This window comes from Mumia sp. (assembly GCF_028803055.1).
GTDB lineage: Bacteria > Actinomycetota > Actinomycetes > Propionibacteriales > Nocardioidaceae > Mumia.
On the sequence record NZ_JARBCJ010000128.1, the window covers coordinates 1 to 10,206 of the forward strand.

At 70.8% G+C, this 10,206-nt stretch carries 10 protein-coding genes; 6 read left to right on the forward strand and 4 right to left on the reverse strand.

Features of this window, described 5'->3' with window-relative positions; all coding sequences use genetic code 11:
* Window positions 1-39 precede the first annotated feature (39 nt).
* Together PV363_RS12485 and PV363_RS12490 are read right to left on the reverse strand one after the other, a co-directional pair.
* Entirely contained in the window at window positions 40-795 is a 756-nt protein-coding gene (locus PV363_RS12485) for an SDR family oxidoreductase (protein WP_220341038.1), read from the reverse strand.
* Window positions 796-907: 112 nt separating this feature from the next.
* The gene (locus PV363_RS12490) at window positions 908-2,344 is read right to left on the reverse strand and encodes a M1 family metallopeptidase (RefSeq protein WP_301022476.1); all 1,437 of its coding nucleotides are present in this window, start codon (window positions 2,342-2,344) and stop codon (window positions 908-910) included.
* 144 nt (window positions 2,345-2,488) lie between these two features.
* Between PV363_RS12490 and PV363_RS12495 the strand changes: the two genes are divergently transcribed.
* The 5 genes from PV363_RS12495 to PV363_RS12515 are packed head-to-tail and all read left to right on the forward strand — an operon-like array spanning window position 2,489 to window position 6,962.
* Window positions 2,489-3,469 carry an ABC transporter substrate-binding protein gene (locus PV363_RS12495; RefSeq protein WP_220341036.1) on the forward strand — a complete coding sequence of 327 codons (981 nt, stop codon included), beginning with the start codon at window positions 2,489-2,491 and terminating at the stop codon, window positions 3,467-3,469.
* The gene (locus tag PV363_RS12500) at window positions 3,466-4,218 is read left to right on the forward strand and encodes a PIG-L deacetylase family protein (RefSeq protein ID WP_301022477.1); all 753 of its coding nucleotides are present in this window, start codon (window positions 3,466-3,468) and stop codon (window positions 4,216-4,218) included. Before PV363_RS12495 ends, PV363_RS12500 begins: the two co-directional genes overlap by 4 nt.
* Window positions 4,215-4,925, forward strand: a complete 711-nt coding sequence (locus tag PV363_RS12505) for a 4-carboxy-4-hydroxy-2-oxoadipate aldolase/oxaloacetate decarboxylase (RefSeq protein ID WP_301022478.1) — start codon at window positions 4,215-4,217, stop codon at window positions 4,923-4,925. The genes PV363_RS12500 and PV363_RS12505 overlap by 4 nt, the downstream gene beginning before the upstream one ends.
* A 26-nt stretch (window positions 4,926-4,951) precedes the next feature.
* A complete protein-coding gene (locus tag PV363_RS12510; protein WP_301022479.1) occupies window positions 4,952-5,989 on the forward strand; it encodes a 4-oxalomesaconate tautomerase in 1,038 nt (345 codons plus the stop codon).
* Window positions 5,990-6,011: 22 nt separating this feature from the next.
* Window positions 6,012-6,962: a VOC family protein gene (locus PV363_RS12515; protein WP_220341033.1), complete on the forward strand. Its 951-nt coding sequence runs from the start codon at window positions 6,012-6,014 to the stop codon at window positions 6,960-6,962.
* A gap of 30 nt (window positions 6,963-6,992) precedes the next feature.
* Here PV363_RS12515 and PV363_RS12520 read toward each other — a convergent pair whose 3' ends face one another.
* On the reverse strand, window positions 6,993-7,664 hold the full coding sequence (locus tag PV363_RS12520) for a GntR family transcriptional regulator (RefSeq protein WP_301022480.1): 672 nt from the start codon (window positions 7,662-7,664) through the stop codon (window positions 6,993-6,995).
* A gap of 115 nt (window positions 7,665-7,779) precedes the next feature.
* Window positions 7,780-9,579, reverse strand: a complete 1,800-nt coding sequence (locus PV363_RS12525; protein WP_220365531.1) for a tannase/feruloyl esterase family alpha/beta hydrolase — start codon at window positions 9,577-9,579, stop codon at window positions 7,780-7,782.
* Between the two features lie 132 nt (window positions 9,580-9,711).
* Here PV363_RS12525 and PV363_RS12530 point away from each other — a divergent pair.
* Window positions 9,712-10,206 (forward strand): MFS transporter (locus PV363_RS12530; RefSeq protein ID WP_301022481.1); only part of this gene is annotated, 495 nt, incomplete at its 3' end.

Here is a 10,206-nt window from a genome sequence, read left to right on the forward strand (position 1 = left end):
TGACCGGAGCGCGTCTGGTCACCGGCGTCCTTCTGCGTCTCAGGCCGAGACGCTGCGAGCGTCGGCCCAGGCGCGGTAGGTGGTGGCGCCCAGCTCGGCACCGTCGGCCGGGACGAGGCTGTCGTCGGCGACCTCGGTGCCGAAGTAGGTCGCGTGCTCGTCGGCGACGACCTCACGGTCGTCCCCGGTCTGCTGGAGCGCGTCGGAGATGAACTCGCTCATCCGCACCTTCTCCGGGCCGCCGATCTCGCGGACGCCCTCCACGGGTGGTCCGACCGCCGTACGACCGACGGTCGCGGCGACGTCGTCCGCGGCCATCGGCTGGAAGTGCGCCGGTGGGAGGTGGATCACGCCATCGACCGTCGACGCATCCGCGATGGCCGGGACGAACTCGAAGAACTGGGTCGCACGGACGATCGAGTACGGGATGCCCGACTCCTGGATGAGCTTCTCCTGCGCGACCTTGGCACGCAGGTAGCCGCTCGCGGGAAGGCGGTCGTCGCCGACGACGGACAGCGCGACGTAGTGCCCCACCCCCGCCCGCTTCGCAGCCCCGACGAGGTTGGTCGTCGAGGTGACGAAGAAGCTCATGACGTCGTCGTCGGCGAACGACGGCGAGTTGGAGACGTCGACGACCACGTCGGCGCCGACGAGCGCGGCGTCGACGCCTTCGTTGGTGAGTGTGTTGACGCCCGTCTGGAGCGCGGCGGGGACGGCCTCGTGGCCGTGTGCCCGGAGCCTCTCGACGATCTTGGATCCGATCAGGCCGGTTCCACCGATGATGGTGACCTTCATGACTGCACCTCTCTGGCTCGGTTGACGGAGGGCGTTGCCCTCGACGTAGTGACCTGACAGCAGGCCCGTCTGTGACAACGCCCTCTCGCCCCTCCTGCGGAGGTGCCCGGCGTCACCAGGTGGTGGGCTTCTCCGGCGTGTAGGCCCAGGTATCGAAGAACGCGCTCAGGTCCTGGCCCGAGATCGACTCCGCCAGCGCGACCAGGTCGCTCGTCGTCGCGTTGCCGTAGCGGGAGTCACGCGCCCATGCCTTCAGAAGCCTGGCGAAGGCGTCGTCGCCGATCTTCTGCTTCAGCTCGTGCAGCGTCAGCGCTCCCCGGTCGTAGACGGCTCCGGCGAACAGGTTCAGCGGGCCCGGGTCTGCCATCACCGTCGTCCAGAGACCGGAGGTCGCCGGGGTCGCGTAGACCGCGGCCGCGCGCGCCTCGACCGTACGACCGCCGGTGTGCTCGCCCCACATCCACGCGGCGTAGGTCGCGAACCCCTCGTTGAGCCAGATGTCGGACCAACGGTGGGGCGAGACCGCGTTGCCGTACCACTGGTGGGCGATCTCGTGCGCCACCGTGCCCTCGCTCGCCGAGCGGGAGTAGATCGCGCGCGACTGGGTCTCGAGCGCGTAGCCGACCGAGTCGTCGTCGACGATCGCGCCGGCCGACGCGAAGGGGTAGCGCCCGAAGTGGTCGCTGAAGAACGCGATCATGTCGGCCTGCTTGGCCAGCGACGCCTCGCTGGTGGCGCGGTTGGCCGGCGTCACGTCGCGATCGATCGCGTTGATGATCGGGATGCCGCGAGGGCCGCGGGTGGTCGTGATGTCGAAGTCGCCGATCGTCGCCGTAGTGAGGTAGCTGGCCATCGGGCTCGACTCGAACCACCGGTAGGTCGTGCGCCCGGCACGCGTCTTCGGCTTGCCGATCTGGACGCCGTTGGCGACGGCTGCCTTGCCCTTGGGCACCGTGATGCTGAACGTGTAGATCGCCTTGTCGTTGGGGTCGTCGTTGACCGGGAACCACGTCGGGGCGCCATCGGGCTCGTTGACGACCATCGCACCGTCGGCGGTCGAGACCCACCCGTACAGGGAGCCCTCGGCGTCGACCGGACGCCCGGTCGTCCCGCCGTACGAGATGCGCACGACCGCCCGGACGTGCTTGCGCAACGGTCGCCGCGGCGTCACCGTCAGCTCGCCGTCCTCGTGGGTGAAGCCGGCGCGTCGACCGTTGACGCTGACCGACGAGACGTCGAGCCCGCGCAGATCGAGGTTGAACGACGACAGCGTCGTGGTGGGCCGAAGCGTGAGCTGGGCGGTCGCGTCCAGGGTGCCGCTCGTCGCGTCGACCGGGTCGTAGTCGAGGTCGAGGTGGTAGGTCAGCGCGTCGTATCCCGTCGCGCCCATGGCCGGGAAGTAGGGGTCACCGGCCCAGGACCCGCCAGGCTGCCCGACGACGGGGGGCCGGGCGGCCGGGGCGGCACTCGCCGAGGAGCCGAGGGCGGCACCGGTCAGGCCGAGGACGAGAGCGGTGGCGACGGGGAGCGTGCGGCGCAAAGGACTCATGGGCAGACGCTAGCGCTCCTCAGGGGTCTCTACCCTTGTCTGCTATTTCGTCTTCACAATTGTTCACAATATCGGTAGCGTGCCTGGCACCTCACCCGAGGCATCCGTCGCCCGGCACGACCGCCCGACCCCCGAGGAGACCCCATGCACAGGTCGCCCACCCCCCGCGCTCCGCGCCCGCTCCGGCTCCTCGCCGTGGTGGCGGCGGTGATGCTCGCACTCACCGCCTGCGGCGGTGACGACTCGTCGGCAGGCGAGGACGGCACCACCGCCGTCACCGTGGGTGTGATCCCGATCGTCGACGTCGCACCCATCTATCTCGGTATCGACCAGGGCTTCTTCGAGGACGAGGGCCTCGATCTCACCCTCAAGACGGCGCAGGGCGGAGCCGCGATCGTCCCCGGGGTCGTGAGCGACGAGTTCCAGTTCGGCTTCAGCAACACGATCTCCCTCCTGCTCGCGAACACCCAGGGCCTCCCGCTCGAGGTAGTCAGCGCGGGAGTCTCCTCGACCGGCGAGGCGGGCAAGGACTTCGGCGCCGTCATCGTCTCCAAGGACAGCAACATCCAGACCGCCGCCGACCTCGCCGGCAAGAAGGTCGCCGTCAACACCCTGAAGAACATCAACACCACGACCATCAACGAGGCGGTTCGGCAGGACGGCGGCGACCCCTCGTCGATCGACTACATCGAGCTGCCGTTCCCCGACATCGCGGCGGCGGTCTCCAAGGGGACGGTCGACGCCGGGCAGGTCGTCGAACCCTTCCTCACCATCACCACCCAGCAGGGCGACCGGCAGGTCGTCTCGAACTACGCCGCCACCGACCCCAACCTCGAGGTGGGCATGTACTTCGCGTCGAAGGGGTACGCCGAGAAGAACCCCGAGGTCGTCAAGAAGTTCCGTACCGCGATGGAGAAGTCGCTCGAGTACGCCCAGGCTCACCCGGACGAGGTCCGCACCGTCCTCGGCACCTACACCGAGATCGACCCGGCGATCGGCAAGGCCGTCATGCTCCCCCGCTGGTCCGCGGAGATAGACGAGGACTCCGTCCAGAAGCTCGCGGACCTGGCCGAGCAGGACGAGCTCATCAGCAAGCAGCCCGACCTGGAGGAGATGCTTCCGTGAGCTCTGCAGTCGAGGAGTCGGCGGGCACTCGATCCACTCTCGTCGTCACCGCGCACGCGGGCGACTTCGTGTGGCGGGCGGGAGGTGCGATCGCGCTCGCCGCCTCGCGGGGCCAGCAGGTGACGATCGCCTGCCTCACCTTCGGCGAGCGGGGAGAGTCCGCCCGAGCGTGGCGCGAGGGGCGTTCGCTGGAGGAGATCAAGGCGGTACGGCGTGCCGAGGCGGAGGAGGCGGCTTCCGTCCTGGGGGCGACCGTGCGCTTCTTCGACGCGGGCGACTATCCCCTCGTGGCTCGGCCCGAGCTCGTCGACGACCTCGTGGGCCTCTACCGGGAGGTGCAGCCCGACGTCGTCCTCACCCATCCCCTCGAGGACCCCTACAACGTCGACCACCCGGCTGCGGCCCGGATGGCGCTGGACGCCCGCGTGCTCGCACAGGCGGCCGGCTACCCCGCCGCCGGTGAGCCCTTGGGCGCCCCGCCGGTCTTCTTCTTCGAGCCGCACCAGCCAGAGATGTCCGGCTTCCGGCCCGAGGTCCTCCTCGACATCACCGAGGTCTTCGACACCAAGCGTGCCGCGATGGAGTGCCTGGCGGCCCAGCAGCACCTCTGGGACTACTACACCGATCTCGCCACCCGGCGAGGGGTCCAGCTGCGGCGCAACGCCGGTCCCAACCTTGGTCTGGCGAGCACCACGTACGGCGAGGCCTACATGCGGCCCTACCCGCAGGTGACCGGTGAACTGGCATGACGCCGGTCGTCGTCACCTCACCACCACGCCCGGACCCCGCGGCCGTGGCACGGCTGCGCGAGTACGGCGTGGCGACGGTCCACGAGGCGATGGGGCGCACCGGCAGCCTCGGTCCCGACGTGCGACCCATCCAGCAGGGCCTGACCGTCGCCGGCGGCGCGGTGACCGCCGTGTGCTGGCCGGGTGACAATCTCATGATCCACGCCGCGGTCGAGCAGTGCGGTGACGGTGATGTGCTCGTCGTCGCCACGGCTGCGCCGTCGACCCACGGGATGTTCGGCGAGCTGTTCGCCACCGCGCTCGCGCACCGAGGGACCGTCGCCGTGGTGATCGACTCGGGCGTGCGCGACACCGCCGAGCTGCGCGCCATGGGCTTCGGCGCCTGGTCGCGCCACGTCAGTGCCGAAGGCACGGTCAAGGCGACGGCCGGCTCGGTGAACGTCCCGGTGACCATCGCCGACCAGATGATCTGCCCCGGCGACGTGGTGGTCGCCGACGACGACGGTGTCGTGCGGGTCCCGCTCGGCGACGTCGAGGCGACCCTCGAGGCGTGTCAGGCTCGGGTCGAGAAGGAGGCGGCGACCCGCGAGGCGTTCCGCGCCGGCCAGCTCGGTCTCGACCGGTACGGTCTGCGCGACGTGCTGGCACGGCTCGGCGTCGAGTACCGCCCGTACGACACCGTCCGCGACGCCCAGGGCCGGCAGTGACCTCGGACGGCGTCCGGTGCGCGTTGATGCGGGGCGGCACCTCCAAGGGGGCGGTGTTCCTGGCCGACGACCTCCCGCCCAGCGGCGCGGACCGTGACGACCTGTTGCTGCGCGTCATGGGCAGCCCCGACCGTCGTCAGATCGACGGCGTCGGCGGCGCCCACCCACTCACGAGCAAGGTGGCCGTCGTCTCCACCTCGTCCGAGCCCGACGTCGACGTCGACTACCTCTTCCTCCAGGTCGTCGTCGACAAGCCGGTCGTCTCCGACTCCCAGACCTGCGGAAACATGCTCGCCGCGGTCGGACCGTTCGCGGTCGAGCGCGGCCTCGTCGGGGCCTACGGTGGCGTCACCCCCGTCCGGGTCCGGATGCTCAACACCGGCGGACGGGCCACCCTGCACGTGCGGACGCCGGGGGGCACCGTGACGTACGAGGGGGACACCGACCTCGCCGGCGTCCCGGGAACCGCCGCCCCCGTCGACATCGAGCTCGCCCCGCCGTCCGCCCCCCTCCTCCCGACGGGCGCCGTCATCGATCGGCTCGCCGGCCTCGACGTCACGTGCATCGACAACGGGATGCCCACGGTCGTCGTCCGTGCCGGTGACCTGGGCATCACCGGGGGCGAGCCGCCCGACGAGCTCGAGGCCGACGACGCGCTGCGGGAGCGCGTCCATCTCGTCAGGGCCGCCGCGTCGGCGGCGATGGGGCTCTCGACCGATCTCGAGACGTCGACCGTCCCCAAGATCGTCCTCGTCTCCTCACCCGAGGAGGGCGGTTCGCTGCGCACCCGGAGCTTCATCCCGCACCGTGTCCACGAGGCGATCGGCGTGCTCGGCGGCGCCTCCATCGCCGCGGCCGCCGCACTACCCGGCACGGTCGCGTACGACCTCGCGGCCAGGCCCGGGGGGCGTGTCCGCCTCGAGCACCCGACGGGCTTCCTCGACCTCGCTCTCGACGTGGACGAAACTGCCGGCGACACACCCCGCGTCAGCCGGACGTCCGTGGTGCGGACGGCCCGCATGCTGCTCGACGGCACCGTCTTCCCCGGCCCCGCTCGTCTCTGACCCCCTGCCCGAAGGAGCCACCATGCCCCCACCCCTCGGCGACATCGCCCACCTCGGCCACGTTGAGCTGCTCACCCCGGACGTGGACGGGACCGTCTGGTTCTTCACCGAGATCCTGGGCATGACCGAGGCCGGGCGCGAGGAGGGGTCCGTCCTCCTGCGGACCTTTGACGACTACGAGCTCACGAGCGTCGTCGTCACGGCGCACGAGACCGCGGGGATCCGGCGTACCGCACTGCGGGCGTCGAGCGACGAGGCGCTGCGCCGTCGAGTCCGCGCGATCGAGGAGAGCGGGCGCGACGGCCGCTGGACCGACGGACGCGCGGGCACCGGACCGACGTACGTGACGACCGATCCCGACGGCCACGAGATCGCGCTGTACTACGAGACCGCGTGGTACGACGCACCGGACGACCTCCGGCCGGGCCTCAAGAACCAGCCGCAGGCGAAGCCGCGCCAGGGCGTCGGCGTGCGTCGTCTCGACCACGTCAACTTCCTGGCGGCCTCGGTGCTGCCGAACGTCGAGTTCGTCGAGCACACGCTCGGGGGGCGTCCGACCGAGCAGATCGTGCTGGACTCGGGCACCGTCGCAGCACGCTGGTTGACCTTCACCAACAAGTCGTACGACCTCGTCTACACGGAGGACTGGTCCGGGTCGTCGGGGCGTCTGCACCACGTCGCCTTCGCGACCGACACCCGCGAGGACATCCTTCGCGCCGCCGATCTGTGTCTCGACAACGGTGTCTTCATCGAGACGGGCCCGCACAAGCACGCCATCCAGCAGACGTTCTTCCTCTACGTCTACGAGCCGGGCGGCAACCGCATCGAGCTCTGCAACCCGCTCACCCGCCTCGTCCTCGCCCCCGACTGGCCGCTGGTCACGTGGACGGAGGCGGAGCGGGCGAAGGGCCAGGCGTGGGGACTCAAGACCATCGAGAGCTTCCACACCCACGGCACCCCGCCGCTCGCCTAGCCGGAAGCGAAGGGCAGCGCGGGCCTGCGGTCAGACGGCGGCGGCCGTGGCTTCCGCCGCCTTGCGCATCGCCGCCATGACGCTCTCGAGGTGCCGACGAACCGCGATGGCGGCCGCGTCGGGGTCGCGGGCACAGACGGAGTCGATGATCTGCAGGTGCTCGTCGAGCGAGACCTGCGGGCGCCCGGGTTGGGTCGCCAGCCGGAACTGGTGGCGTACGAGCTGCCCGCGGAGTCGGTCGAGGACGTCCGCTGCGGTCTTCTGCCCGCTCAGGTCGCGCAGGGCGCGGTGGAGCCGCTGGTTGAGCGCGGAGTAGCCGAACACGTCTCCTGAGGTGACCGCAGCTCGCATCTCGGTGCCGATCTGCTGCAGCATCGCGACGTCGGCGTCGTCGATCCTCTCGGCCGCCTTCGCGGCGCACAGCGCCTCCACGACCATGCGCACCTCGTAGATCTCGGTCGCCTCCTCCAGCGAGACCACCCGGACACGTGCGCCCCGGTTGGCGATCCGCTCGACGAGGCCCTCGGTCGCCAGGCTGAACAGCGCGGCACGCACGGCCGACCGGCTCGCGCGGAACTGCTCGGACAGGTCAGCCTCGACGAGGCGCTGGCCCGGGGCGAACTCCGCGCTCAGGATCGCGGCGCGGATGGCGTCGGTGACCACGCGCGGATCGCTCGTGGGACGCCCCTCGGTCGCGGCCATGCGTGCCCTCCCCGGGAAGCACTCGCGCCGGCTGCTGAGCTGCCGCCGGCATCGACGTCGATCATATCGGTGGTGCCGCCTCACCCAGGGGAAGCGAGGCAGCACCACCGGTCGGTCACCTGGCCAGGTCACCGCGCCGGGTGAGCCACGTGCGGGACGGACGGCAGACGAGCCTCCCGTCCACGGCCCGGCACCAGGTCTGGTAGTCGGACGAGTAGAGCCGCTCACCGACCCAGCGGTAGCCCGGTCCGGGCTGGCGGCGTGGAGTGACCGGCACGAAGTTGCGCGCCTCGTCGGTGCTGCCCGTCCCGTCGTACCGCGCCACCGTCGGGTACGGGAAGACGGGACGCGTCCGGGTGGACCCGTCCGCCGTCCGCGAGGCGGCGATCGAGCGGGGAGCACGTCCGCTCTCGACCCACGCCATCACCGGGGTGAGCACGTCGAAGGTGTTGGGCCCGGCCCCGTCGCTGCAGTGCGCGAGCCCGGGGAAGAGGAACAGCCGCGAGAACGACGCCGTACGCCGTGCGCCGAGGGTGTCCTGCACGGCGTCGTAGTAGGCCAGCGTGGACTGCGGAGAGATGTGCTGGTCGTTCCAGCCGTGCCAGAGCAGGAGCTTGCCGCCGCCGCGCCGGAAGGCGGACAGGTCGGGGTCGAGCGCTGACATGTAGCTCGAGGACTGCACGGTTCGCCAGAACGACGGCACGGTGAACTCGATGTCCTCGAGCTCGAAGTCCGGCCGAGGGTCGTTCGGCTCGGCGAGGTAGCGCAGGTAGGACAGGGCGAAGTTCTCGCTCATCGGCGTCTGCCCCTGACTGGCTGGGACGAACAGCGTCCACTCGAGCTCCGAGCCCCACTCGTGGGAGATCTCAGGTTCGAGACGACGACCACGGGAGTCGGTCGCGCCCTCGTGCAACCTGCGAACGACCCGCACCTGCGCCGTCGACAGGCATGTCGCCGTGTCCTGGCCGGGTCGGCACCGAAGGACGGCCGGGTCGAAGTCGCACGCGCGCGGGTCGTCGAGGACGCCGTCGGCGACGCCGTCGCGGCGGTCGCACCGGGCCATCACCGCGGAGTGGACCAGCGGCAGCTTGTCGGCGAGGAGGATGAAGCGTCCGTCCTCGTCCTTGTTGGCGAGGACGTTCCATGCGTGGTGGAAGGTGTTCTGGACGGCCATGTTGTTGGCCGGCGCACCGGCGGCGATCCCGTCGAAGTCGTCGGGATAGCGCTGGGCCTCCATCAACCCCTCACGGCCGCCGTCGGAGCAGCCGGTGAAGTAGGAGTAGGCCGGGCGACGGCCGTAGAAGGCGCGGATGATCGCCTTCGCGGTCTGAGCCGTCACGTGGACGCCGCGGTAGGCGAAGTCGATCTGGGCCTGCGGGTTGCCGGCCGCCCAGGAGCCGTCGTTCTGCCCCTGGTGCCCCATGTCGGTGGTCGCGCTCGCGACCGACCCGTCGGCGAGGACCGGGCAGCCCGCGGCCTGGCCGTAGTTGATGGTGGCGTTGCCGCAGAGACCGCCGCAGCCGGTCTGGACGTAGCGCTGCGTCCAGCCCTCGACCGGGAGCCGGACGACGATCGTGTCGGCCGGGGCGATGGTGCCGCGGACCTCGCAGTACGGCGCCGGGGTGCCGGCGGACACGACTGTCGCTGAGGTGATGTCCACAGGGGCGTCGGTCACCCCGGTCAGGTCGAGCTCGGCCACTTCCGCGCAGCCCATGACGGGAGCCAGGGCCTTGAGCCGGGCGAGGCCGTCGGGGGTGACCCCGGCGTGGGCGGATCTGCCACCGCCCCCGACGGCAGGGGCGGCCGTGGCGACGGCGACAGGGGCAAGCGTTGCGGCAGTGAGCAGGGCCGCCACGGTGACGGCCACACCGCGTGGTCGCTGCGGGCGGAGCCGGGGGATGAAGGGCCAGGGCATGTGCGCCTCCTCGTCGAGACCGAGGTGACGAGCGTCGCACAGATCGTCAACAATCCTCAATGCAATCACGTTGTCAATATCTCGCGGCCCCGATCCGCCGCAGACGTGATCGACGCCACTACAGTCCGGCTCATGAACGAGCACCCGGCGGACCGTCGCCTCTGGACGTGGGTCGTCGTCCTGGGCCTGACCGGCCAGCTGGCCTGGACGGTCGAGAACATGTACCTGAACGTGTTCGTCTACGACACGATCACCGACTCTCCGATGGCGCTGGCGACGCTGGTCGCCGCCAGCGCTCTCGCCGCGACCGTGGCGACGCTGCTCGCCGGCGCGGCGTCGGACCGCAGCGGGCGGCGTCGCGAGCTGATCGCCGGCGGCTACGTCCTGTGGGGTGCCTGCACCGCAGCATTCGGGCTGGTGAGCGTCGATGCCGCCGCGGCGCTGCTCCCGATGGTCGACGCCGTGACGGTCGCGATCGCGGTCATCATCCTGCTCGACTGCGTGATGAGTGTCCTCGGCGCGGCCGCCAACGACGCCGCGTTCAACGCCTGGGTCACCGACTCCACCCACCCCGGCAACCGAGGCCGCGTCGACGGCGTCCTCGCCACGATGCCGCTGCTCGCGATG

Bases quoted from the DNA above. Each gene is read 5' to 3' on its own strand.
- PV363_RS12485 (WP_220341038.1), bottom strand. From the start codon at position 795: ATGAAGGTCACCATCATCGGTGGAACCGGCCTGATCGGATCCAAGATC.
- PV363_RS12490 (WP_301022476.1), bottom strand. From the start codon at position 2,344: ATGAGTCCTTTGCGCCGCACGCTCCCCGTCGCCACCGCTCTCGTCCTC.
- PV363_RS12495 (WP_220341036.1), top strand. From the start codon at position 2,489: ATGCACAGGTCGCCCACCCCCCGCGCTCCGCGCCCGCTCCGGCTCCTC.
- PV363_RS12505 (WP_301022478.1), top strand. From the start codon at position 4,215: ATGACGCCGGTCGTCGTCACCTCACCACCACGCCCGGACCCCGCGGCC.
- PV363_RS12510 (WP_301022479.1), top strand. From the start codon at position 4,952: ATGCGGGGCGGCACCTCCAAGGGGGCGGTGTTCCTGGCCGACGACCTC.
- PV363_RS12515 (WP_220341033.1), top strand. From the start codon at position 6,012: ATGCCCCCACCCCTCGGCGACATCGCCCACCTCGGCCACGTTGAGCTG.
- PV363_RS12520 (WP_301022480.1), bottom strand. From the start codon at position 7,664: ATGGCCGCGACCGAGGGGCGTCCCACGAGCGATCCGCGCGTGGTCACC.
- PV363_RS12525 (WP_220365531.1), bottom strand. From the start codon at position 9,579: ATGCCCTGGCCCTTCATCCCCCGGCTCCGCCCGCAGCGACCACGCGGT.